The sequence below is a fragment of the Streptomyces sp. CRCS-T-1 genome (genome assembly GCF_024442335.1).
Classification (GTDB): Bacteria; Actinomycetota; Actinomycetes; order Streptomycetales; family Streptomycetaceae; genus Streptomyces; species Streptomyces koelreuteriae.
Map to the genome: position 1 here is coordinate 1,332,794 of NZ_CP101651.1, position 22,819 is coordinate 1,355,612.

The following is a 22,819-nucleotide window of genomic DNA, read 5'->3' on the forward strand; positions in this document are numbered from 1 at the left end:
TCGAGCCATTGCAAGACCTTGACCTCAGGGATCTCCGGGCCGAACGATGCGAGGGATTGGGGAAGCGCGGCCGGGCGTCAAGCGGAATGCGAACCGGGAGTTCCGGATCGGGGCCGCCTCTCCTCCGGCCATTCTGATCGGTTCCGCCACGGGTCCAAGCGGAAACGGAACGGGGCTCTTTCCCTTCCGCCGAAACGACCGGGAAGTCGGCCCGTCACCCTTCAGAGATCGCCGGGAATACCGAGGCCCGTCAGCGCGCCCACCGGGTCCAGGTCGGGGGTGCCTCTCGGCCACCAGTCGTCGTGGCCCGGCTCGGACTCGTAGGCGTACCACAGGCCGTCGCGGCCCAGGCGGAGCTGGAGGTGACCGTGGGGGTGGGTGAGGTGGTTGCGTCCGGGGCGGAAGGCGGGCAGGTCGGCGGCGAGGAGGAGCGGGCGGGCCCGGTCGAACCGGCCGGCCGGCGGGTCCCACGGCTCCTCCAGTACGGCGAGGCCCTCCGGCCCGCCCTGGCGCCAGGCGGCGACCGCGCGGGCCAGCTCGGACGGCGTACGGCCCGCCGCGGAGGCGAGGGAGGAGTAGAGCGCCCGGGTGCCCGCCGTGAGTCCCGAGCCGGGGCGGGCCGCGGCCAGGCGGACCGCGTCCTGCCAGAGGGTCAACTGCCCCACCGGATCACGGCCGGTGGCGAGCAGGGCGTGCGCGCGGGCGGCGGCGTCCGTGGCCAGTTGGTCCAGCGCGAAGGGGTCCGGGCCGCCGGGGGACGCCGGGTAGGCCGGGGGCTGCTCAGGGTGCGCGGGGGTGCGCGGCGGCGCCGGCAGGGGCGGGAGGGCGCGCGGTGCCAGCGCGTCAACGGCCCGCACGCCGGGGAGAGGTGCCGGTTCCTTGTCCTGCGCGGCACGCGCCGCACGGGTGGCGCTCAGCCGGGACAGCGCGTCGAGCAGGTCCCGTTCGCCGCGTCCGCGCAGCAGGAGCAGGACGAAGGGGTCCGCGTCGAGCAGCCGGGCGGTCTGATAGCAGAGGGCGGCGGCGTGCTTGCAGGGGTGCCCCCGGTCGGGGCAGCTGCACTGCGGTTCCAGATCGCCGGGGCCCGGCAGCAGGGGCACACCGCACTCCGCGAGGGACTGGGGCATCTCCTTGTCGAGGAGGGCCGCGATATGCCCGGGCCGGTCGACGGCAGCGTCCAGGAACCGCTCCCAGTCGGCCTCGTCGAGCGTGCGCAGCCGCACCTGGACGCGGTACGGGCGTGGGCGGCTGCCCTGCACGTAGGCCAGCACCTGTCCGGGCGTCACGGTGATGGCGTCGACATGCCCCTGCCCCGCGTAACCCCGCCCACGCTCCAGCCGCTTGGCGTCCAGCGCGCCCTGCTCCAGGGCCTCGACCCACGCGTTGCCCCACCAACTCCCGGCGAATCCCTGGCCGTCGGGCTCCCGGGGCGGGAAGGCCGGGAAGGTGCGGCGGAGTTCGCTGTCACGGCTGGGGGCGGCCATGGAGCGGGGCTTACGGGGCGTGGCGCGAGGGGGTGCCGCTGTTCGGGGAGTTGGGGGCGGGGTGGGCCAGGGGTTGGAGGTCGGGGGGTGGTCGGAGGGCGGGGTGTCGAGGGTGGGCGTGTCGAGGGCCGGCCTGTCCGGGGCTGATACGTCGCCCCCCGACGGGTCAGAGGCCGACCTGTCGAGCGCCGGCGCCTCAGAAGCCGACCCACCAAGGCCCGACGCCTCAGGGGTCGCCAGGCTGTGCGGCGCGTCGGCCCTGTGGTGAGGCGAGCGCCCGGGGCGCGGTTCGTCGGACTCCTCGGTCGGCTCGTCCGTCTCCGGGGGCATCCGGAAGAGGTCGCCCAGCAACTGCCGTACGTCACGCGCTCCCCCACCGGCGGTGTGCTCGCCCGCCCGTCGCTCAGGACCCGGCCGCTGCTGCGCGGCGCTCTGCCGGGCGGCCCGGCGCCTGCGGCCGACCCCTTCGCGCTCGGTCTCCTCCCGCGCCCGCCGGGCGTCGTCCCGAGCCGCGCGCAGCGCCTCACGGGCGACATCGCCTGCACGCGGACCCGGCTGCTCGGGGCCGCTGCCGGGAGTGTCGTCAAGGGGGCCGCCCGGCACGTCGGCGGGCGCGCTCACGCTCTCGTCCTCGGAAGGCCTGCCGGACGGAACCTCCCCCGGCCGAACTCTGCCGCCGTCACCCTCGGTGCTTCCGCCGGGGGCACCGCTGCCGCCACCGTGATCCGACGACCCACCCGGTACCCCGGCCACAGCGGCATCGGCGTCCTCGGTCGCGGGCACGTCACCCGGGGCGCCCGTCTCGCCCCCGTCGCCCCCGCGACGCTCGGACACAGCCCTGCGCAGGGCCGCGCGGGCCACGTCTCCCGGTCGGGCGGTCTCCTGGTCGGCGGGCGCGGGGGACGGGGCCGGTGCCGGTGCCGGTGCCGGGCGGGGAGCGGAGGAGCCCGGGTCCGGGTCGCGGGTCGACTGCTCCCGGGCCGCCCGCAGGGCCCGGCGGGCCTCGTCGGCTCCGCTGTGGGTCATGGCGTCCTCCGCAGGGAGACCAGGTCGGACAGCTCGCGGTCCGTCAGTTCGGTGAGGGCCGACTCGCCGGAGCCGAGGACGGCGTCGGCCAGGGCGCGCTTGGCCTGGAGCATCTCGGCGATGCGGTCCTCGACGGTGCCCTCGGTGATGAGGCGGTGGACCTGGACGGGCTGGGTCTGGCCGATGCGGTAGGCGCGGTCGGTGGCCTGTTCCTCGACGGCCGGGTTCCACCAGCGGTCGAAGTGGACGACATGGCCGGCGCGGGTGAGGTTGAGGCCGGTGCCCGCGGCCTTCAGGGACAGGACCAGGACGGGGGTCGAGCCGGCCTGGAAACGGTCCACCATGCGCTCCCGCTCCGGGACCGGTGTGCCGCCGTGGAGGAGGTCGACCGGGACCGCCCGGGTGGCCAGGTGAGCGGTGATCAGACGGGCCATCCCCACGTACTGGGTGAAGACGAGGGCGGAGCCGTCCTCGGCGAGCAGCGTGTCCAGCAGCTCGTCCAGCAGGGCGAGTTTGCCGGAACGGTGGGCGAGCCGGTCGCCGCCGGGCCGGGTGTGCTGCGGCGCGGCGTCCTCCTTCAGATACAGCGCGGGGTGGTCGCAGATCTGCTTCAGCGACGTCAGGAGCTTCAGCACCAGGCCCCGGCGGGCCATGCCCTCGGAGGTCTCGATGGCGAGCATCGACTCGCGGACCACCGCCTCGTACAGCGCGGCCTGTTCCCGGGTGAGCGGGACCGGGTGGTCGGTCTCGGTCTTGGGCGGCAGCTCGGGGACGATGCCCGGGTCGGACTTCTTCCGGCGCAGGAGGAAGGGGCGGACCAGCCGGGCCAGGCGCTCCACCGCCTGCTCGTCCTCACCGGTCTCGACGGCCCGGGCGTGCCGGGCGCGGAAGGACTTCAGGGGGCCGAGGAGGCCCGGTGTCGTCCAGTCGAGCAGCGCCCACAGCTCCGAGAGGTTGTTCTCGACGGGTGTGCCGGTGAGGGCCACGCGCGCGGGGGACGGGATCGTGCGCAGCGCCTTGGCCGTGGCCGAGTAGGGGTTCTTCACATGCTGCGCCTCGTCGGCGACGACCATGCCCCAGGCCCGCTCGGCCAGGGCGGGGGCCGCCGAGCGCATGGTGCCGTAGGTGGTGAGGACGAAGCCGCCGTCGAGGCCGGCCAGGCTGCGGTCCGGGCCGTGGAAGCGGCGCACGGGGACACCGGGCGCGAAGCGGTTGATCTCCCGCTGCCAGTTGCCCAGCAGCGAGGCCGGGCAGACCACCAGGGTCGGCTCGGAGCGGGCCCGCTTCAGATGCAGGGCGATGAGGGTGACGGTCTTGCCGAGGCCCATGTCGTCGGCGAGGCAGCCGCCGAGGCCGAGCGAGGTCATCAGCTCCAGCCAGGCCAGGCCCCGGAGCTGGTAGTCGCGGAGGGTCGCGTGCAGGCCCGGCGGGGGTTCGGCCGGGTGGATCCCCCTGGTCAGGCGGTCGCGCAGGGCGGCCAGGGCGCCGACCGGGACGGCCTCGACCGTCTCGCCGTCCACGTCGGCCGTGCCCGTGAGGGCGACGGACAGCGCGTCGACCGGGTCGAGCAGGCCCAGGTCGCGTTTGCGGGCCTTGCGGACCAGGGCGGGGTCGACCAGCACCCACTGGTCGCGCAGGCGGACGACCGGGCGGTGGGCCTCGGCGAGGGCGTCCATCTCCGCGTCGGTGAGCGGGTCGCCGCCGATCGCCAGCTGCCAGCCGAACCTGAGCAGCTCCTCGCTCTCGAAGAAGCCGGTGCCGTCCTTCGCAGAGCCGGGGGCCGCGTGGACGACCGCGGTGGCGGACAGGTCCTGGGCGAGGTCCCTCGGCCAGTGCACGGCGACCCCGGCCGCGGCGAGCCGGGTGGCCGCGATGCCGAGGAGGTCGTTCAGCTCGTCCTCCGTCAGAGCCAGCACGTCGGGCACGTCCTGCTCGGAGAGCCGGTCGAGCGGGGGCCAGACCCGGGCCGCCCGGCGGACCGCCAGAGCCGCGTCCACGCGCGCGCGGGGGCCGAAGGCTTCGGCGGCGGCGCCCGCCCAGAGGGCCGCCGCGTCGGCCACGAGGGTGGGGTCGGCGAGGCTGTGCACCTGGACGATCGCCGCGCCGGCGCTGCGTACGCCGCTGTCGGAGGCGTCGTCGAACAGGTCGTACGCCGACAGGTCCAGGCGGAGCGAGATGCGCACCCCGGCGTCCATGCCGGCGGCGACCTCGGCGGCCCAGTCGTGGGCGTCGGGCAGGCGCTGGGCCTCCCGGGCCGCGAAGGGCCTGCCGGAGGTGTGGGGCGCGGCCGGGGTGCGGGGCAGGGTGTCGGCGACCGCGTCGAGGAAGGCGCGCACCAGCGCTTCCGGTTCGGGGAGGCGGATCGGGCCCGGGCCAGGCAACGGGACGGCGTGCCCCTCGTACGGCAGGGCGGCGGCCACGGCGCGCAGGTGCGCGATGTCGTCGGGGTCGAGGGGGCCGGCCCGCCAGGCGTCGTGTCCCGCGGCGGTCAGGCCGGGCAGCAGGCGGCCGCGCGCGGTCAGCCGCAGGGCGTGCAGGGCGGCGGCGCCCCAGCAGGCGGTGGCGGGGTGGGCCGCGGGGTCGTGCCGGGCGCGCACCAGGAGCGGCAGGGCCGCGTCCAGCGGGAGGGACAGCGCTGAGGTGGTCCGCCGCCGCACGCCCGCGCCGTGCCGTCGTACGACGGTCAGCTCGGTGGCCGCGGCGTCCTCGGTGTCCTGCGCGTCCCCGGTGCGCAGGGGCTCGCCCTCGGGGTCCCAGAAGGCGATCCGTCCGTCGCGCGGGAGGGGCGCGGGCAGGAAGACGGCCGGGAGCCGGACGGGGACCGTCGGCTCCCCCGCCCGCTCGGCCACCGCGGCCGTGTCGCCCATACGTTCTGCCACCTCCCGTCCCGCGTGTCGGATCAGTCGTCTCCGACTCTACGGGCGGGGTCTGACAATCGGCCCCGGCGGCCGCACCGGCCCGCCGGGGCCGCGCCACGATCCGGGAGAACGCGACTCGGCTCGGGTCAGGGCACGGTCCGGGAGACCACGAACACCCAGGGGTAGGCCGGGTTGGACATGTCCACCACCACGTCGTGCGTGGGGGCCGGATTCTTCTGCCGGTTGACGACGCCCGACCACAGGCCGTTGTCGGCGAACTTCCAGCCGGTGACCTTCCGGTCGCGGGCGCCGATGGTGACGTGGCCCTTCTTCAGGTCGTCCCGGGTCAGGCCGAGGCCCGTCAGATAGGCGTCCAGCCCGGCCGCGTTGGTCTCGAACTGGGCGTACAGGCGGCTGGTCTTCCAGTTGTTGGTCTCGTAGTACGCCACGTGCCAGGCCGGGTGCGGGACGGGCACCTGGTAGATCCGGCGCTGGAGCTTGGAGGGCCAGCCCTCGGTGAGGCCGGTCGCCGAGTACTTCGCCTCCTTGTCCTTGCCGCTGTCCCGGCTCTGGTTGGCGGAGATCACCAGATAGCCGGCCGGGATGCCGATGAGCAGCACGATGATCAGCAGGGTGAGCGCCCTGCGGCGGATCATGTGGCGGCGGTCCTCGACCGGGCGCTCCGGCTCGTCGGTCCAGGGGCCCTGGTGGGGCAGCGAAGCGGTCACGGCGTCTCCTGGGTACTGCGGCGGGCCTGCGCGTACCGCTCGTAGCGCTCGAACCGCTCCACCCGGCGGCGCTTGGCGCGGCGGAAGCGGCGGGCGACCAGCCGGGCCAGGTCGGCCGCGCCGACCATGCCGGCCTCGGGGCCGAGCTGGGCCCGGGTGATACGGGCCTCGGGGCGGTAGCCGCGGCCCGTCAGATGCCGGCGGAAGGCGTCCCGCGCGGGGCCGATCAGCAGGTCGTCGGCGGCCGAGACACCGCCGCCGATCACGAAGCAGGAGGGGTCGAGGGCGGCCGCGAGGTTGGCGATGCCGACGCCGAGCCACTGGCCGATGTCCTGGAGCAGCTCGATGCACATGGCGTCGCCCTCACGGGCCAGCTCGGTGATCATCGGGCCGCTGATCTCGGAGATGTTGCCCTTGACGTGCTCGATGATCCCGTACGCCACCGGCGAGTCGGCGGCGGCCAGCTCACGTGCCTCGCGGACCAGGGCGTTTCCCGAGCTGTACTGCTCCCAGCAGCCGCGGTTGCCGCACGGGCAGCGGTGCCCGCCGGGCACGACCTGCATATGGCCGAACTCACCGGCGACGCCGTACTTGCCGCGCTTGACCTGGCCGTCCTCCAGGATCGCGCCGCCGATGCCGGTGCCGAGCGTGATCATGACGAGGTGGTCCTCGCCGCGCCCGGCGCCGAAGCGCCACTCGGCCCAGGCGGCGCTGTTGGCGTCGTTGTCGACCAGGACGGGCACGGCGAGCCGCTCGGCCAGCCGGTCGCGCAGCGGTTCGTTGCGCCAGGACAGGTGGGGGGCGAACAGCACGCGGTTGCGGTCGGCGTCGACCCAGCCGGCCGCGCCGATGCCGACGGCGTGCACGTCGTGCCGGTCGGAGAGGTCCAGGACCAGCTCGGCGATGGTGTCCTCGACGACCTTGGGGCTCTTGGACTTGTCCGGGGTCTCCGTGCGGAGCTTCTCCAGGATGTTGCCGTCGGCGTCCACGACGCCCGCCATCACCTTCGTACCGCCGATGTCGATGCCGACCGTCGGCACGCGGGGTGCCGACAGGTGTGAGCGGCGCTCCCGGGTGCCGACCGTGCGGAGCACGGTGGCACGGCGGGAGCCGATGGGGGCGGTGAAGTCGCGGTAGGTGCTCATCGGGCCCGATTCTGCCTCACCGTGGGGGTGTGTGCGGAGCGGGGCAGGGGCGGGGTGGTGCGGATCATTGCCGGGTGCGGGCGCGTCGTGGGCTGGTCGCGCCCACGCGGCGGAGCCGCACATCGGCACAGCCCCGCGCCCCCAGGAAACGCGCCCCCCTCAAGTCCTCACAAGAAGCTGGAACTCGAACGAATAGCGCGTCGGGCGGTAGGTGTGTGTGCCGTATTCCACTGCTCGGCCCGTGTCGTCGAACGTGACGCGCTGCATGGTCAGCAGCGGGGCCCCCGCCTGCTCCGCGAGTCGCTTGGCCTCCGGTGCTGTCGCCGATCGGGCGCCGATGGACTGGCGGGCGCTGTGGAGGGTGATGCCGGCGGCGCGCATCAGGCGGTAGAGGCCGGTGGTCTCCAGCTGGTCGGTGTCGAGGGCGATGAGGCCGGGGGGCAGGAAGTTGCAGAGGTAGGCCATGGGCTCGCCGTGGGCGAGGCGCAGGCGTTCGACGCGGTGGACGTCGCTGTCCTCGGCGACACCGAGTGCGGCGGCGACCTCGGCGGAGGCGGGCTCCACCGTGTTGACCAGGACCTTCGTGGCCGGGCGCTGGCCCGCCGCCTCCAGGTCGTCGTAGAGGCTGCTCAGCTCCAGCGGGCGCTTGACCTGGCTGTGGACGACCTGGGTGCCCACGCCGCGGCGGCGTACGAGGAGGCCCTTGTCGACGAGCGACTGGATGGCCTGGCGGACGGTCGGCCGGGACAGGCCGAGCCGGGCCGCGAGCTCGATCTCGTTGCCCAGCAGGCTGCCGGGGGTCAGCGTGCCGTGCTCGATCGCTGCCTCCAGCTGCTGGGACAGCTGGAAGTACAACGGCACGGGAGAGCTGCGGTCCACGCTCAGCTCGAGCTGCACGGTCGGGTCCACTTCTGGTTTCGGCACGGGCCGAGCGTAGCTCCGTGCGTTGTTGACGGGAAGTTGTGTAGTCAGATTGTCCGGACAAACAGATTGACAGGGGCGGGCTGTGCACGCACTTTGTTTTCATGCGCATCGGGGTCATCGGGACGGGCCGCATCGGCACGATCCACGCGAACACGCTCAGCCGGCACCGTGACGTCGGGTCCTTGATCCTCACGGACGCGGACCCCACACGGGCCCAGGACCTGGCACACCGGCTGGGTGAGACGGCGGCGCCCGGCGTGGAGGAGATCTTCCGCTGGGGGGTCGACGCCGTGGTGATCACGACGAACACGTCGGCCCACGCCGAACTGATCGGTCGGGCAGCACGCTCGGGCCTGCCGGTGTTCTGCGAGAAGCCCATCGCGCTGGACCTGCCGGGCACCCTGAGCGCGATCGCCGAGGTCGAGACGGTCGGAACGGTCCTTCAGATGGGCTTCCAGCGCCGCTTCGACACGGGCTACACGGGCGCCCGCGAGGCCGTGCGGTCCGGCAGGCTGGGGCGGCTGCACACCGTCCGGGCGCTGACCAGTGACCAGTCGCCGCCGCGCGCCGACTGGCTGCCGCTGTCGGGCGGGCTGTACCGGGACACCCTGATCCACGACTTCGACGTACTGCGCTGGGTGACGGGCCGGGAGGTGACCGATGTGTACGCGGCCGGGTCCGACGCGGGGCCGGCGATGTTCCGTGAGGCCGGCGACGTCGACACCGCCGCCGCGCTGCTCACCCTCGACGACGGCATGCTCGCCACGATCACCGGCTCCCGGATGAACGGGGCCGGCTACGACGTGCGCATGGAGCTCGCCGGGGAGCTGGACCAGATCGTGGTCGGCCTGGACGACCGTACGCCGATCGCGTCCACCGAACCGACCGGGCCGCCGGCCGCCGACAAGCCCTGGACGGGCTTCCTGGAGCGCTTCGGCCCGGCCTACGAGGCGGAGCTGAACGCGTTCGTCGAGGTCGTCCGGGGCGAGCGGGCCAACCCCTGCGACGGGCGCGAGGCGCTGCAGGCCCTGCGGATCGCCGAGGCGTGCGAGCTGTCGCGCCGGGAGCGCAGGGCGGTGCGGCTGGCGGAGATCCCCGGCGGGGCGGCCCAGACGTTCGCGTGACGGCGGACCCGTACGAGGACGACCGGGCGCCGGGGGTCAGTGCCCCTCGTGTTCCTCCTCCTCCAGGAGCCCCGCGTCGTACGCCAGCAGCGCGATCTGCACCCGGTTGTTGAGGTCGAGCTTGGCCAGGACGCGGGAGACGTGGGTCTTGACGGTGGCGACGCTCATGTAGAGGCCGGTGGCGATCTCGGCGTTGGCCAGGCCCCGGCCGACCGCCACGGCGACCTCGCGCTCGCGGTCGTTGAGGACGGCCATGCGGGCACGCGCGCGTGCGCGGCGCGTGTCGGCGGCGGTGCCGACCGCGTGCCGCATGAGCTGGCGGGTGACGGTGGGCGACAGGACCGGGTCGCCGGCCGCGACCCGGCGTACCGCCGCGAGGATCTCGGTGGGCGGGGTGTCCTTGAGGACGAAACCGGCGGCGCCCACGCGCAGCGCCCGCAGCACCTGTTCGTCGGCGTGGAAGGTGGTGAGCACCACCACTTGCGGGGCGTCCTGGCGGGCGCGCAGCCGTTCCGTGGCCGTGAGACCGTCCACCGTCGGCATCCGGATGTCCATGAGCACGACGTCCGGGCGGGTGCGGTCGACGAGTTCCTCCACCTCGCCGCCGTCGGCGGCCTCTCCGACGATCTCGATGTCGTCGGCGCCGCCCATCATGAAGGACAGCCCGGCCCGCACCAGCGGATCGTCGTCGACGAGGAGAAGTCTGATCGCAGTCATGGGCGTTACGTAATCACGGCCGCGGCTCGGCGCGCAGGGTCACGCCGAACAGGGTGCGCAGGCGGCGGATCTCCCACCAGACCACCGCCGTCACCGAGGCGGGGCCGCCGATGACGGCGAGGGCCTGGATCAGCGGCGGGCCGGGCGGCAGACCGCCCGCGACCAGGCTGATGACCGTGAACTCCCATACCAGGGTGCCGGTCAGCAGGGCGGGGAGCGCCGCGTGCACGGTCGCGGTGTTGAAACCGGTGCGGATGGCCGGGCCGGTGGCGAAGCCGATGAAGAACAGGAGCCAGACCAGGGGCAGGGCCGCCGCGAGGATCAGCCAGGGAGTGGGTTCCGACACCCCGGCGGAGGGCGACCTGTTCCGGCCGAGCAGGATGATCGCCCCGCCGAGCAGCGGGAGGGCCGTCACGGCGCCGACGTACCACCCGGCCGACCGCAGGGCGGCCCGCACACTGGCGCGCATCGCCGACCGTCGCTCCGCCGACGCCCAGCGGAAGAGCAGCGCGATCACGACGGGCGCGCTCAGGAGCAGCAGCGGCGGGGTGACCGCCAGCCGCATCATGTACTGCTGCTGGGCTTCGGCGACGTCCTCGGGTTTGCCGTAGACGGCGAGCAGCATCAGGGACATGGCGGCCGCGGTCCAGGCCCGTACCTTCTGCACACGCGTGACCTGCCCGTCGTCGACGGCCCGGTGCCCGTGCCGCGGGAAGAGCCGGTGGGCCCGGTTGCGGGCCGAGCGCGCGAACGAGTAGCCGACCACGAGCGGCAGGAACGCGAACCAGGTGCACGGGGCGAGCAGCACCAGCCACATGCAGCCGGAGGTGTTCGACCGTCCCTGCCGCAACAGCTGGCGCAGCGAGGGCCATTCACCGACGCGCACACCGCCCTGCCCCGGCCCGGGCCCCGGGTGAGGCTGCGGCGGATACGGGTGGGGATGCGGGTGGGCGTACGGATAGGGATGGGGATACGGCTGTGGCTGCGGGTAGCCGTACGGTGCCGGGCCCGGCTGGGGCGGTACGTAGGGGCCCGGGGCCGGAGGCGGCGGGTACGGTCCCCCGGCCGGTGGCCCGGGCGGCTGGTACGGGTTGGCGGGTCCCCCGAAACTCACGTGGTGTTCCTTCCGTTACTCGCGGCGCTGAAGGCGGCACCAACATCAGCCATCTCCGCAGTCAAGTCAACTGGCGGCGGCGGGAGGGGTCATGGGGCCGCGCACGGGCGGACGAGCCGGGCCCGTCACCCCCAGGGCAGCCATGCCCGTACCTCGAACCCGCCCTCCGGCGTGGGCCCGTGCGCGAGGCGGCCGCCCGCCAGGGTCGCCCGTTCCGTCAGGCCGATCAGGCCCTGGCCGGAGCCGGGGACGGGGGGCACCTCGCCCTCGGGGGGCGGGTTGTGGACGGAGACGGTGAGGCCGTCGCCCGGGGCGCCGGTGACGGACACCGTGACCTCCGTGCCGGGCGCGTGCTTGCGGGCGTTGGTCAGGCCCTCCTGGGCGATGCGGTAGGCGGTGCGGCCGACGGAGGACGGGACGGCGGCGGGGTCGCCGACGCGCTGGTCCAGGGAGACCTTCATTCCGGCCTGGCGGGACTCGGCGACCAGCGTGTCCAGCGCCCCGAGGGTCGGCTGCGGTCTGCCCGTGTCGTCGGGCTCGCCCGCCCGCAGCACGCCGATGATCTCCCGCAGGTCCTGGAGGGCCTCGTGCGCGCTCTCCCGGATCACACCCGCCGCCCGCGCGGTCTGTGCCGGGGGCGCGTCGGGCCGGAACTCCAGGGCGCCCGCGTGCACGCTCAGCAGCGTCAGCCGGTGGGCGAGTACGTCGTGCATCTCCCGCGCGATGGCCTCGCGGGCAAGCCGCTGCGCCTGCTCGGCCCGCAGCCGCGCCTCCGTCTCGGCCCGCCGGGCACGGTCCCTGAGGCTCACCAGCAACTGCCGCTTGGCCCGTACGAACATGCCCCAGCCGACGATCGCCACCGTGAGCAGCACGGCGAAGACCACGCTCACCGGGTAGGAGATGTCCGCGTCGGGGCGCAGCCAGTAGAACAGCGGGACCAGCGACACGTTGACGCCGCCCACCCAGGCCACGTACCGGAAGGGGCGGTGCACAGCGAGGGTGAACAGGGCGATCACGCCCGCCCCGCCCGCGGTGTCCGAGACGAAGGTGACGGGGGTCAGCGCCACGGCGAGACCCAGCGGCCAGCGGCGGCGCAGCCAGACCGCCGCGCAGGCCAGCGCGCCGATCATCTGGTCGACGACGGCCAGCCCCGCCGGGACGTGGGGGTTCTCGACGAGCGCCTCCATGGCGATCATCCCGACCAGCACGGCGAGCAGGAAGCAGCAGAAGTCGACGACCCAGTCGCGCGCGGTGCGCCGGGGCCGGCGCCCGTCCCGTTCGGTGTCCGGGTCGAGTTCGCGCAGCAGGGCGGAGGGGATGAACCATCTGGGCCCGGTGAACAGCGAGGGTGTCTCCCCCGGCAGCACCGGGGCCGACTGCCCCGCGTTGTCACGACTCACGGTCGACAAATCTACGCAGCCCGGCGGGGTTCGACCGCTTCCCGGGCGGGATCGTCGACGAAAGTCGTCACACCCGAGACTTTCGATACGGGCGGCCGGGCCAGGACAGGGACTTCCGTCACCGGATGCGCGCCCCGCGGCCGACGCGTGTGGGGGGTCCGCGGGGCGAGGCTCGTGGCATGAAGCAGGTACTGGAGATTCTCGGCTTCCTCGCCCTCGTCCAGGGCGTGGCGGGCCTGGTGCACGAGTTCACCGACTGGGACTGGGGGCTCGTGCAACGGCTGGGGTTCCTCGACGGCTACGAGATCTACGCGAGCGTCACCCTGCTCGTGCTGGGCGTGGCCCTGTTCGCGGCGGCCGGGAGCCGGAAGTCCGTCTGAGCGTCCGGGCGGACTTCCGGCCGGTGTTCACCGAAGTGGCCGCCGGTTCAGCAGCCGTAGTCGACCAGGTCGAACGACTCGTAGTGGTCGGCCGTGTAGTAGTCCTCCTGGTTCTCCTCACCGGTGACGATGCGCCGCGCACCGCGGTTGGAGGAGCCGGGGGTCTTGACCGTGTACTCGTGGTAGTACCCGGTCGACTGCTGGGGCAGGATGCCCTCCCGGTTCTGGAAGACGGTGCCGTCCTGCTCGTACGGGTAGGGGCCGCCCTGCTCGATCAGGTCGAGGGTGTCGTGGGCCTGGGACGGCAGTTTGCTGTAGCAGATGTCACCGACGGCGGTGGGGGCCGCGTCGGCCGTGGTGGCGGAGACGGTCCCGCCGATGAGGAGAGCGGATACGAGGGCGGCTGCTGCGCCGAGCCGCGAGGCGCGTGGGGGGAAATTCATGTGCTCATGATGACGCGCGTAGACAGTGGCATGTCAATGTCAAGCGCGGAGATTTTCCCGTCAAGTCCCATGAGTTTGCGGGAAGTTAACCCTTTGGAGTGAAGCGGCTACGCGTCCTCCGGCAGTTTGTACTCGCCGTACTCCGGGCGGCCCGCCAGGTCGTACGTCTGCATCGAGACGCCCGCGCCGGAGACGCTCCCTCCCCGGTGCCGGAACGCGGTCGGTACGGCGCCCTCCGGGAACAGCCGGAAGCCGGTGCCGAGCACGACCGGGAAGGTCAGCAGGTGGAGGGTGTCGACGAGGTCGAGCGAGAGCAGGGAGCGGACGAGGGCGCCGCTGCCGTGCACCTGGATCTCGCCGTCGGTGCGCTCCTTCAGGTCGGTGACCTCCTGGCCGAGGTCCCCGGAGAGCACGGTGGTGCCCGCCCAGTCGGGATCCTTCAGGGTCGAGGAAGGCACGTACTTCGGCAGTGAGTTGAGCTTCGAGGCGACCGGGTCGTCCGGGTCGGTCATCTTGGGCCAGTACGAGGAGAAGATGTCGTAGGTACGGCGGCCGAGCAGGAAGGCGGCCGGGCGGGCGAAGACGTCGGTGACGAACCGGCCGAAGTCCTCGTCGGCGTACCAGAAGCTCCAGCCGCCGTGGGGGAAGTCCCCGCGGGTGTCCTCCTTCGGCCCGCCGGGGGCCTGGTAGACGCCGTCGAGCGTGACGAAGAGGGTGGAGACGAGCTTGCCCATGGCGGGTGCCTGCCTTTCCGGAACGATGAGGGTCCGTTGTCATGGGTTCAGACCCCGCAGGCACCCGCAACTCATCGCTGGACCGTACGCCACGCGTGCGTCCGGCCGGGGACTTCGATGTCCGTTCGCCGCCAGCGTCGCCGTGGGGCGGCCGCTGGGATGGAGACATGACTTCACAAGGAACTTCTCAGGCGACTGTTCAGAAGGCTCTGCACGGCAAGGCCGCTCTCGTGACCGGCGGGAGCCGTGGCATCGGCGCAGCTACGGCGCTGCGGCTGGCCCAAGAGGGCGCGGACGTGGCCGTCGGCTATGTGCACGGCAAGGAGGCGGCCGAGGAGGTCGTACGGGCCGTGTCGGCGCTGGGGCGCCGGTCGGTGGCGCTGCGGGCGGATGCGGCGGACGCCGCCGAGGCCGCTGGTGTGGTGGCCTCGGCGGCCGAGGCGCTGGGCGGCCTCGACATCCTGGTGAACAACGCGGGCGTGGGGGTTCTCGGGCCGCTGGAGACGCTGTCCCTGGAGGACGTCGACCGGGTCCTCGACATCAACGTACGAGGTGTCTTCCTGGCGTCCCGGGCGGCCGCCGCGTGGCTGCACGAGGGCGGGCGGATCATCACGATCGGCAGTTGCATGGCACACCGCGTGCCGGGGCCCGGCGGGACGCTCTACGCGATGAGCAAGGCGGCCCTGGCCGGTCTGACGAAAGCCTTGGCCAGGGAGCTGGGCGGGCGCGGGATCACGGCGAACCTGGTCCTCCCCGGCCCGATCAACACGGACATGAATCCGGCGGACGGTCCGTACGCACAGGGCCAGGCGGCGATGACCGCGCTGGGGCGGTACGGGACGGCGGACGAGGTGGCGTCGATGGTCGCCTACCTCGCGGGGGCGACGTATGTGACCGGTGCGGAGTTCGCCGTGGACGGCGGGCACGCGGCCTGAGGCAGGTACACGTACATGGGGCGCACCGGTGCTGTCAGGCCGGTGCGCCCCATGGGTCGGGTTCGGCTCAGCCGCCCAGCTCCTGGTGACGTGCCGCGAGGCGCCTCGCGCCGTCTTCCGTCAGGGAGCCGAACAGCCGCAGCCGGGAGATGCCGCCGTCGGGGTAGATGTCCACGCGCGCGTGCGTGCCGACGGCCGGCTCCGGGAGGACGAAGCGGTGGTTGGTGTCGGGCTGGAGGCGGGTGCGCGGCAGGATCTCGCGCCACTCGCCGTCCTCGCCGTCCCTGACCGACACGCACGCCCAGCCGGCGCTGTTGCCCTTGAGATAGGCGGTGTCGATCTCCAGGGCGCGGATCCGCGCCTGGGCGGCCAGCCGGTAGCGGATCCAGTCGTTGCCCTGGTCGCGGCGGCGCCGGGTCTCCCAGCCGTCGTCCATCTTGCGGGAGCGGCCCGGCTGGATGGTGTTGGAGGCGGGCGAGTAGAAGAGGTTGGAGGCGTCCTCCGCCCGGCCGCCGTTCTCCAGGGCGACGACGTCGAAGGTGCCAAGGGTCTGAAGCCACTCGGGGTCCGGGACGACCTCGCCGTACACGCGCAGGCGGGCGATGCCGCCGTCGGGGTGCTGGTTCACCCGCAGATGGGTGAAGCGCTGCTCGGCCTCGACGGAGAAACCGTTCGCCGCGTGGCCGCCGACCGGGGTGCGCGGGACCAGGGTCGTCCACTTCACGTCGTCCCCGAGGAGTTCCTCCGGCGAGGGGGAGCCCGGCACCGAGGCGCCCTCGACGGACACCGCCTGCGGGTAGTTGCCGCGGAAGTGGGCCGTGTCGACGACGATCCCGCGGATCACCCCGGGCGCGCCGAGACGCACCAGGGCCCAGTCGTGGTCCTCGGCCGTCGGCCACGGGTGACCGGCGGAGGCACCGCGCCGCCGCCGCGTCTCCCAGCCGTCCATGATCTTGCCCTTGTGCCCGAAGTGCTCGGGGTCGAACTCGGCGGGCTCGGGCACCAGGAGGTTCTCGCGCTGGGCGAAGAACTCGTCGTTGGCGGCGAGGACACCGGCCCCGAGGCGCCGGTCGGCGAGATTGGCGTACTGGGTGAAGGGGAAGTCGGCGATGCGGTAGTCCGCGTAAGGGTCGCCGCCTCCGTAGGGGTTCGCGTCGCCGGTGAAGCTCGGGGTCGCCGTCACGGTGATCAGATCTGCCTTTCGAGGTCTGGGAGGGGACTCAGTCGGTTCGGGTGAGGAGCTGCCCCTTCGGTTCGGTGAACTCGCCGTCCGCGACGATGCGCTGTCCGCGCAGCCAGGTGGACTTCACGACGCCGTGGAGGGTCTTCCCCGAGTACGCCGTGACGTGGTTGCGGTGCTGGAGGGCCGCCGGGTCGACGGTGAAGGTCTCGTCGGGTGCGAGGACGGCGAAGTCGGCGTCGCGGCCGACCGCGATGGCGCCCTTGCGGGTGTCGAGCCCGACCAGTTCGGAGGTGCGGGCGGACATCCAGCGGACCACGTCCTCCAGACCGTGGCCGCGCCGGCGGGCCTCCGTCCACATCGCCGCCAGGCTGAGCTGGAGCCCGGAGATGCCGCCCCACGCGGTCGCGAAGTCGTCCGTCTTGAGGTCGGCGGTGGACGGGGAGTGGTCGGTGACGACGCAGTCGATGGTGCCGTCGGCGAGCGCCTGCCAGAGCAGGTCCTGGTTGGCGGACTCGCGGATCGGCGGGCAGCACTTGAACTCGCTGGCGCCGTCGGGGACTTCCTCGGCGGTGAGGGTCAGGTAGTGGGGGCAGGTCTCCACGGTGACGCGGACGCCCTCCGCCTTCGCCTCGGCGATCATCGGCAGGGCGTCGCTGGAGGACAGGTGCAGGATGTGCACGCGCGCGTGGAGGGCCTTCGCCTCGCGGATGAGCTGGGCGATGGCGGTGTCCTCGGCGTCCCGGGGGCGGGAGGCGAGGAAGTCGGAGTACCGGGGGCCGGGCTGCTGCGGGGCGGTGGCGAGGAGGTGGGGGTCCTCGGCGTGCACGATGAGCAGTCCGTCGAGGGCGGCGATCTCGGCCATGGCGCGGGCGAGCGGGTCGCGGTCGAGGTGCGGGAACTCGTCCACGCCGGACGGCGACAGGAACGCCTTGAAGCCGAAGACGCCGGCCTCGTGCAGCGGGCGGAGGTCCTTGACGTTGTCGGGCAGGGCGCCGCCCCAGAAGCCGACGTCGATGTGCGCCTTGTCGGCGGCGACCCGCTGCTTGGTGCGCAGGTGCGCGACGGTCGTGGTCGGCGGGAGGGAGTTGAGGGGCATGTCGACGAGGGTCGTGATGCCACCGGCCGCCGCGGCGCGGGTGGCGGTCCAGAAGCCCTCCCACTCGGTGCGGCCGGGGTCGTTCACATGCACATGGGTGTCGACCAGGCCGGGCAGCAGGACGTGGTCACCCAGGTCCTCCAGGCGGGCGCCCTCCGGTACGGGCGCGTCGTAGGGCAGGACGGCCGTGATCGTGCCGTCGGCGACCGCGACGGACGCGGCGCGCGTCCCCTCGGGAGTGATGACACGCGTCGAGCGGAGCACCAGTTCAGCGTCGGACACCCGAACCCCTTACTTCCACCTGTTACTTCCACCTACCGGAATTCAACTTTCTGTTGAAGGAGTCTCACTCCCTCTTCCATGCCAGTCAAGGGCACACTGGACCTTGGCGCCCTTCATGCGACCAGTCCTGGACGTTTCCACAAAGCGGAATTAGACTTCCAGTACGCAGAACGTAGCTACGTACGAGCGGGGAGTCAACCGACTGCCGGGTAGGCTTCAGCTCTTCCGCCGCCAGTCCCGAAAGGAACGCGCCGTGCCGACGTCCAGCGCCAGCACCACCGACTCCGCCCGGTCCTCCGCCAACGGCGGCGTACAGTCCCTGGAGCGCGCCTTCGACCTGCTCGAACGGATGGCGGACGCGGGTGGCGAGGTCGGCCTGAGCGAGTTGTCCGCGAGCAGCGGACTGCCCCTGCCGACCATCCACCGCCTGATGCGCACCCTGGTGGCCTGCGGGTACGTCCGTCAGCAGCCGAACCGGCGGTACGCGCTCGGTCCGCGACTGATCCGGCTCGGCGAGTCGGCCTCCCGGCTGCTGGGCACCTGGGCCCGGCCCTACCTCGCCCGGCTGGTCGAGGAGACCGGCGAGACGGCGAACATGGCGCTGCTGGACGGGGACGAGATCGTGTACGTCGCGCAGGTGCCGTCGAAGCACTCGATGCGCATGTTCACGGAGGTCGGCCGGCGCGTGCTGCCGCACTCCACGGGCGTGGGCAAGGCCCTGCTCGCGAGCTTCCCGGCGGACGAGGTGCGCGCCCTGCTGCACCGCACGGGCATGCCCGCCGCGACGGAGAAGACGATCACGACGCCGGACGGGTTCATCGCGGCGCTGGAGGACGTCCGCCGGCAGGGCTACGCGATCGACGACAACGAGCAGGAGATCGGGGTCCGCTGCCTGGCGGTCTCGGTGCCGGACTCCCCCACCGCCGCGGCCATCTCCATCTCCGGCCCGGCGGGCCGGGTCACGGAGGCGGCGATGGACAAGATCGTGCCGGTGCTCCAGCAGGTCGCCGCCGAACTGTCTCAGGCCCTGGCCAACCAGAACCCCGCCTGACGTTCAGCCCCGGCGCGGCGGATCAGCCCTCCCCGCGCACCGACCCTCCGAAGAGGTCCACGGCCCGGCGGACCTCCGAGAGGCCGGGGGACAGCGCGCTCACCGAGCCGATCGCGCCCGCGATCAGCAGCAGGGAGCGGCGCAGCCGCGGGATCTCGGGGATGCCGGCGACGGCCATCGCGTCCAGCGCGGCCAGTTCCTCCTCGGCGATGGTCCGGTCGGCGAAATCGGCGGGATGGGCGGCGAGCCGGCGGCGCAGCCCGGACACGGCGGAGCGCAGCTCCGTCACGCGCGGGTCCTCGTCGCCGCTGGTCACAGGCCCCTGCCGCTTCTGCTCCACGCTCCGCAACACAGTCCTCCCCCTCGCACCTCGTCGTGCGCGTGCCATTCCGACGCGAAGTCCCCCACACCGGGCGGCGATCGGACACCCGGACGGTCGGTGCGGGCGACAGTAAACGACAGGGCCCACCAGGCGCCAGTCCATTGCGTCATCGACTTGCTCCGCTGCGTGACTTCTCGGCCCGGATCGTGCGGTATGCAGGATCCATGACGACACGGAAGACGCCGGAAGAGGCCCGGGAGGTTGCCGGGGTCCTGCTGGCCGCCGGGGGCGGCCGACGACTCGGAGGGCGGCCCAAGGCACTGCTCCCCCATAGGGGGCGGCCGCTAGTGGAGCACGCGGTGCGGATGCTGCGGGAGGGCGGCTGCACACGGGTCCACGTCGTCCTGGGCGCCCGGTCCGAAGAGGTGCGCGAACGCGCCGTCCTGCCGGGCTGCGTCCTCGTCGACAACCCCGACTGGGAGCAGGGCATGGGCACATCCTTGCGAGCCGGGCTGGATTCGCTCGCCGGTACGGGCGCCCGGGCCGCCCTGGTCTCGCTCGTCGACCAGCCCGGCATCGGCGCGCGGGCGGTCGCCCGGGTCCTCGGGGCGTACACGGGCGAGGAGTCGCTGGTGTCGGCCGCGTACGAGGGGGTGCGGGGCCATCCGGTCCTGTTCGGGGCCGCCCACTGGGCGGGGATCGCCCAGGCCGCCACGGGGGACCGGGGGGCACGCGCCTATCTCAAGGAACACGAGCCGGCGATCACGCTGGTCGAGTGCGGGGACGTGGCCCGGCCCTTCGATATCGACACCGAGGCCGATCTGGCCCACCTTGAGTGAGCGGGGTGGCACGCAGCGCCACCTTTCCTCGATCCAAAGAGTCTCGACGTCAACACACGATTGAACTTCCACTATGAGGAAACTAGTATCCACAGTTCAGAAGCGCCCGAGGGCTCCACGGGCGCCGACCGCCGTATCCGGGAAGACTGGCACCCGGTGCCGAACCGCCGCCTCGTCTTCGTAGCTCGCTGAAGGAAGTGACCGTTCATGTCCGCACCAGCGCCGTCACCGCTGGCCATCGTCGACGCCGAGCCCCTGCCGCGGCAGGAGGAGGTCCTCACCGAAGCGGCGCTGGCCTTCGTGGCCGAGCTGCACCGGCGGTTCACGCCCCGGCGTGACGAACTCCTCGCCCGCCGCGCCGAGCGCCGCGCCGAGATCGCCCGCACCTCCACCCTCGACTTCCTCCCGGAGACCGCCGCGATCCGCGCCGACGACTCCTGGAAGGTCGCCCCGGCCCCGGACGCGCTGAACGACCGCCGCGTCGAGATCACCGGCCCCACCGACCGCAAGATGACCATCAACGCCCTCAACTCGGGCGCCAGGGTGTGGCTCGCGGACTTCGAGGACGCCTCCGCGCCCACCTGGGAGAACGTGATCCTCGGCCAGCTCAACCTGAGCGACGCCTACACCCGGAACATCGACTTCACGGATGAGAGGTCCGGCAAGTCGTACGCGCTGAAGGCGAACGAGGAACTCGCCACGGTCGTCATGCGCCCGCGCGGCTGGCATCTGAACGAGCGTCACCTCGTCGACGCCGACGGCACCCCGGTGCCCGGCGCGCTGGTCGACTTCGGCCTGTACTTCTTCCATAACGCCGAGCGTCTGCTGGGCCTCGGCAAGGGCCCGTACTTCTACCTCCCCAAGACGGAGTCGCACCTGGAGGCCCGCCTCTGGAACGAGGTCTTCGTCTTCGCGCAGGAGTACGTCGGCATCCCGCAGGGCACCGTCCGCGCGACCGTGCTGATCGAGACGATCACGGCCGCGTACGAGATGGAGGAGATCCTCTACGAGCTGCGCGACCACGCCTCCGGGCTGAACGCGGGGCGCTGGGACTACCTCTTCTCCATCGTCAAGAACTTCCGTGACGGCGGCGCCAAGTTCGTCCTGCCGGACCGCAACGCGGTGACGATGACGGCCCCGTTCATGCGCGCCTACACCGAACTCCTCGTCCGCACCTGCCACAAGCGCGGCGCGCACGCGATCGGCGGCATGGCGGCCTTCATCCCGTCCCGCCAGGACGCCGAGGTCAACAAGGTCGCCTTCGAGAAGGTCCGCGCCGACAAGGACCGCGAGGCCGGGGACGGCTTCGACGGCTCCTGGGTCGCCCACCCCGACCTGGTGCCGATCGCGCTGGAGTCCTTCGACAAGGTCCTCGGCGAGAAGCCCAACCAGAAGGACCGGCTGCGCGAGGACGTCGACGTCAAGGCGGCCGATCTGATCGCCGTCGACTCGCTCGACGCCAAGCCCTCTTACGCGGGTCTGGTCAACGCCGTGCAGGTCGGCATCCGTTACATCGAGGCCTGGCTGCGCGGGCTCGGCGCGGTCGCGATCTTCAACCTGATGGAGGACGCGGCCACCGCCGAGATCTCCCGCTCGCAGATCTGGCAGTGGATCAACGCGGAGGTCGTCCTCGACAACGGCGAGCAGGTCACCGCCGAGCTGGCCCGCAAGGTCGCCGCCGAGGAACTCGCGAACATCCGCGCCGAGATCGGCGACGAGGCCTTCGCGGCCGGCAACTGGCAGCAGGCGCACGACCTGCTGCTGACGGTCTCCCTCGACGAGGACTACGCCGACTTCCTGACGCTGCCGGCGTACGAGCAGCTCAAGGGCTGAACGGTCAGCGGCTGAACCGTCACCGCTCCGAGTGGCCCAGGGTCTTCCCCGGGGCCACTCGGTCGCGTACGGCCTTCTTCACGGCGGTCGGTTCGGGGAAGCCCTGCTCTCGGCGGTCCCAGACGACCTCGTCGCCGACGCGGACGACGAACACGCCACCCGTGCCCGGCTTGAGCGCCAGTTCCGTCAGCTCCGCCTCGAAGGTCGTGAGCAACTCCTGCGCCAGCCATGCCGCGCGGGGCAGCCAGCGGCACTGGGTGCAGTACTCGATCTCGACACGGCCACTCATCCGAGGTGCACCGACCAATCCTGTTGGGCCGCGGGCTTGCCGTGCAGATCGGGGACCTGCTTGAGCCACGCGGGTCGTCCTTGCTGGGTTCTCGCCGCCCGGTCGGCCTCCTCGGCGGCGAGCTCCTCCCGGGTGGGGAAGCCGGTGGGCAGCCAGGCCTCCGAGGACCGCACGCGCGCGTGGAGGTATGTCACGTAGGCCTCGCGTGCCGCGTCCGGGGTCGCGAAGCCGGGCTCTTCCGCGAGCCAGGCGTCGGGGACCTCCGCGAGGATGCCGCGCAGCAGTTCCTCGGTCACCCGGGGAGCCAACTCGGCGTCGGCGGCCCGCACATCGGGCCCGTAGTGGCCGAGGGCGTGATGCCGGAAGTCGTAGGCCTTGGCCGGGTCGGCGCCGTCCCAGCGGTGGTGGAAGACGAGGGCGGCGCCGTGGTCGATCAGCCACAGGCGCGGGGGCGCGACGCCCAGCGTGGGCCAGACCATCAGGTTGGAGCTGTGGACCGTCCGGTCGACGTTCACGGTGAGGGCGTCGAGCCAGACGATCCTGCCCGCCTCCAGGGGGTCGACCGGGAAGTCCCGGGCGATCTCCGGTGTGAAGTCCCGGGCGCCCGGAAGGTAGTCCATGCCGAGGTTGACGCCCGCGCTGGCCGCGTGCAGCTCCCGCACCTCCTGGTGGGGCTCGGCGTCGGCGATCGCCGGGTCGAAGCGCACGAGGACCAGCTCCGGGAAGCGCAGCCCGAGCGCCCGGGCCAGCTCCCCCACGATCACCTCGGCGACCAGCGCCTTGCGGCCCTGGGCGGAGCCGGTGAACTTCACGACGTACGTGCCGAGGTCGTCCGCCTCGACGACGCCGGGGACGGAGCCGCCGGATCGCAGGGGTGCGATGTAGCGGGTGGCGGTGACCTCGGACAGCATT

21 protein-coding genes are annotated in these 22,819 nt (G+C 72.8%); 6 read left to right on the forward strand and 15 right to left on the reverse strand.

Features of this window, described 5'->3' with window-relative positions; translation table 11 throughout:
- Positions 1-221 precede the first annotated feature (221 nt).
- The 5 genes from NNW99_RS05935 to NNW99_RS05955 form a co-directional block, all read right to left on the reverse strand.
- The gene (locus NNW99_RS05935) at positions 222-2,510 is read right to left on the reverse strand and encodes an SWIM zinc finger family protein (protein WP_215117644.1); all 2,289 of its coding nucleotides are present in this window, start codon (positions 2,508-2,510) and stop codon (positions 222-224) included.
- The gene (locus tag NNW99_RS05940) at positions 2,507-5,377 is read right to left on the reverse strand and encodes a DEAD/DEAH box helicase (protein WP_215117645.1); all 2,871 of its coding nucleotides are present in this window, start codon (positions 5,375-5,377) and stop codon (positions 2,507-2,509) included. The genes NNW99_RS05935 and NNW99_RS05940 overlap by 4 nt, the downstream gene beginning before the upstream one ends.
- A 137-nt stretch (positions 5,378-5,514) precedes the next feature.
- Positions 5,515-6,096 (reverse strand): sugar kinase, encoded by a 582-nt coding sequence (locus NNW99_RS05945; RefSeq protein WP_215117646.1) that lies wholly within the window; start codon positions 6,094-6,096, stop codon positions 5,515-5,517.
- Complete coding sequence (locus NNW99_RS05950) at positions 6,093-7,241, reverse strand: ROK family glucokinase (protein WP_215117647.1); 1,149 nt, start codon at positions 7,239-7,241, stop codon at positions 6,093-6,095. Before NNW99_RS05950 ends, NNW99_RS05945 begins: the two co-directional genes overlap by 4 nt.
- Positions 7,242-7,400: 159 nt before the next feature.
- Complete coding sequence (locus tag NNW99_RS05955) at positions 7,401-8,138, reverse strand: GntR family transcriptional regulator (protein WP_215124170.1); 738 nt, start codon at positions 8,136-8,138, stop codon at positions 7,401-7,403.
- Between the two features lie 128 nt (positions 8,139-8,266).
- Between NNW99_RS05955 and NNW99_RS05960 the strand changes: the two genes are divergently transcribed.
- Positions 8,267-9,289 (forward strand): Gfo/Idh/MocA family oxidoreductase, encoded by a 1,023-nt coding sequence (locus NNW99_RS05960; protein WP_215117648.1) that lies wholly within the window; start codon positions 8,267-8,269, stop codon positions 9,287-9,289.
- A gap of 36 nt (positions 9,290-9,325) precedes the next feature.
- On the opposite strand, the gene NNW99_RS05965 is transcribed toward NNW99_RS05960, so the two are convergent.
- The 3 genes from NNW99_RS05965 to NNW99_RS05975 form a co-directional block, all read right to left on the reverse strand.
- Entirely contained in the window at positions 9,326-10,006 is a 681-nt protein-coding gene (locus NNW99_RS05965) for a response regulator transcription factor (protein ID WP_215117649.1), read from the reverse strand.
- A gap of 13 nt (positions 10,007-10,019) precedes the next feature.
- Positions 10,020-10,823 carry a hypothetical protein gene (locus NNW99_RS05970; RefSeq protein ID WP_215124171.1) on the reverse strand — a complete coding sequence of 268 codons (804 nt, stop codon included), beginning with the start codon at positions 10,821-10,823 and terminating at the stop codon, positions 10,020-10,022.
- Positions 10,824-11,245: 422 nt separating this feature from the next.
- The gene (locus NNW99_RS05975; protein WP_370869116.1) at positions 11,246-12,529 is read right to left on the reverse strand and encodes a histidine kinase; all 1,284 of its coding nucleotides are present in this window, start codon (positions 12,527-12,529) and stop codon (positions 11,246-11,248) included.
- A 170-nt stretch (positions 12,530-12,699) separates the two neighbouring features.
- Here NNW99_RS05975 and NNW99_RS05980 point away from each other — a divergent pair, with 170 nt between their 5' ends.
- Entirely contained in the window at positions 12,700-12,900 is a 201-nt protein-coding gene (locus tag NNW99_RS05980; protein ID WP_215117650.1) for a hypothetical protein, read from the forward strand.
- Positions 12,901-12,947: 47 nt separating this feature from the next.
- Here NNW99_RS05980 and NNW99_RS05985 read toward each other — a convergent pair whose 3' ends face one another.
- Entirely contained in the window at positions 12,948-13,343 is a 396-nt protein-coding gene (locus tag NNW99_RS05985; protein ID WP_215117651.1) for a ribonuclease domain-containing protein, read from the reverse strand.
- 107 nt (positions 13,344-13,450) lie between these two features.
- A complete protein-coding gene (locus NNW99_RS05990; protein ID WP_215117652.1) occupies positions 13,451-14,077 on the reverse strand; it encodes a dihydrofolate reductase family protein in 627 nt (208 codons plus the stop codon).
- A 167-nt stretch (positions 14,078-14,244) separates the two neighbouring features.
- Between NNW99_RS05990 and NNW99_RS05995 the strand changes: the two genes are divergently transcribed.
- On the forward strand, positions 14,245-15,012 hold the full coding sequence (locus NNW99_RS05995) for an SDR family oxidoreductase (RefSeq protein WP_215117653.1): 768 nt from the start codon (positions 14,245-14,247) through the stop codon (positions 15,010-15,012).
- Between the two features lie 67 nt (positions 15,013-15,079).
- On the opposite strand, the gene alc is transcribed toward NNW99_RS05995, so the two are convergent.
- A complete protein-coding gene (gene alc / locus NNW99_RS06000) occupies positions 15,080-16,195 on the reverse strand; it encodes an allantoicase (RefSeq protein ID WP_215117654.1) in 1,116 nt (371 codons plus the stop codon).
- Between the two features lie 37 nt (positions 16,196-16,232).
- Positions 16,233-17,573, reverse strand: coding sequence for an allantoinase AllB (gene allB / locus NNW99_RS06005; RefSeq protein ID WP_215117655.1), 1,341 nt, complete (start codon positions 17,571-17,573; stop codon positions 16,233-16,235).
- 253 nt (positions 17,574-17,826) lie between these two features.
- Between allB and NNW99_RS06010 the strand changes: the two genes are divergently transcribed.
- A complete protein-coding gene (locus NNW99_RS06010; RefSeq protein WP_215117656.1) occupies positions 17,827-18,624 on the forward strand; it encodes an IclR family transcriptional regulator in 798 nt (265 codons plus the stop codon).
- Between the two features lie 22 nt (positions 18,625-18,646).
- Here NNW99_RS06010 and NNW99_RS06015 read toward each other — a convergent pair whose 3' ends face one another.
- Positions 18,647-18,940 carry a DUF5955 family protein gene (locus tag NNW99_RS06015; RefSeq protein ID WP_215124173.1) on the reverse strand — a complete coding sequence of 98 codons (294 nt, stop codon included), beginning with the start codon at positions 18,938-18,940 and terminating at the stop codon, positions 18,647-18,649.
- 230 nt (positions 18,941-19,170) lie between these two features.
- Here NNW99_RS06015 and NNW99_RS06020 point away from each other — a divergent pair, with 230 nt between their 5' ends.
- Together NNW99_RS06020 and aceB are read left to right on the forward strand one after the other, a co-directional pair.
- Positions 19,171-19,785, forward strand: a complete 615-nt coding sequence (locus tag NNW99_RS06020) for an NTP transferase domain-containing protein (protein WP_215117657.1) — start codon at positions 19,171-19,173, stop codon at positions 19,783-19,785.
- A 207-nt stretch (positions 19,786-19,992) separates the two neighbouring features.
- Positions 19,993-21,618 carry a malate synthase A gene (gene aceB, locus NNW99_RS06025; RefSeq protein ID WP_215117658.1) on the forward strand — a complete coding sequence of 542 codons (1,626 nt, stop codon included), beginning with the start codon at positions 19,993-19,995 and terminating at the stop codon, positions 21,616-21,618.
- Between the two features lie 19 nt (positions 21,619-21,637).
- On the opposite strand, the gene NNW99_RS06030 is transcribed toward aceB, so the two are convergent.
- Positions 21,638-21,907 (reverse strand): SelT/SelW/SelH family protein, encoded by a 270-nt coding sequence (locus NNW99_RS06030; protein ID WP_030242193.1) that lies wholly within the window; start codon positions 21,905-21,907, stop codon positions 21,638-21,640.
- Positions 21,904-22,818: a HipA family kinase gene (locus NNW99_RS06035; RefSeq protein ID WP_215117659.1), complete on the reverse strand. Its 915-nt coding sequence runs from the start codon at positions 22,816-22,818 to the stop codon at positions 21,904-21,906. Before NNW99_RS06035 ends, NNW99_RS06030 begins: the two co-directional genes overlap by 4 nt.
- Between the last annotated feature and the right edge of the window lies 1 nt (position 22,819).

Coding starts and splice junctions, on each gene's coding strand:
- NNW99_RS05970 (WP_215124171.1), bottom strand. CDS start 10,823: ATGTGGCTGGTGCTGCTCGCCCCGTGCACCTGGTTCGCGTTCCTGCCG.
- NNW99_RS05950 (WP_215117647.1), bottom strand. CDS start 7,241: ATGAGCACCTACCGCGACTTCACCGCCCCCATCGGCTCCCGCCGTGCC.
- NNW99_RS05935 (WP_215117644.1), bottom strand. CDS start 2,510: ATGACCCACAGCGGAGCCGACGAGGCCCGCCGGGCCCTGCGGGCGGCC.
- NNW99_RS05985 (WP_215117651.1), bottom strand. CDS start 13,343: ATGAATTTCCCCCCACGCGCCTCGCGGCTCGGCGCAGCAGCCGCCCTC.
- NNW99_RS05980 (WP_215117650.1), top strand. CDS start 12,700: ATGAAGCAGGTACTGGAGATTCTCGGCTTCCTCGCCCTCGTCCAGGGC.
- NNW99_RS06035 (WP_215117659.1), bottom strand. CDS start 22,818: ATGCTGTCCGAGGTCACCGCCACCCGCTACATCGCACCCCTGCGATCC.
- NNW99_RS05940 (WP_215117645.1), bottom strand. CDS start 5,377: ATGGGCGACACGGCCGCGGTGGCCGAGCGGGCGGGGGAGCCGACGGTC.
- NNW99_RS06020 (WP_215117657.1), top strand. CDS start 19,171: ATGACGACACGGAAGACGCCGGAAGAGGCCCGGGAGGTTGCCGGGGTC.
- NNW99_RS05965 (WP_215117649.1), bottom strand. CDS start 10,006: ATGACTGCGATCAGACTTCTCCTCGTCGACGACGATCCGCTGGTGCGG.
- NNW99_RS05995 (WP_215117653.1), top strand. CDS start 14,245: ATGACTTCACAAGGAACTTCTCAGGCGACTGTTCAGAAGGCTCTGCAC.
- aceB (WP_215117658.1), top strand. CDS start 19,993: ATGTCCGCACCAGCGCCGTCACCGCTGGCCATCGTCGACGCCGAGCCC.
- NNW99_RS05960 (WP_215117648.1), top strand. CDS start 8,267: ATGCGCATCGGGGTCATCGGGACGGGCCGCATCGGCACGATCCACGCG.
- NNW99_RS06030 (WP_030242193.1), bottom strand. CDS start 21,907: ATGAGTGGCCGTGTCGAGATCGAGTACTGCACCCAGTGCCGCTGGCTG.
- NNW99_RS05990 (WP_215117652.1), bottom strand. CDS start 14,077: ATGGGCAAGCTCGTCTCCACCCTCTTCGTCACGCTCGACGGCGTCTAC.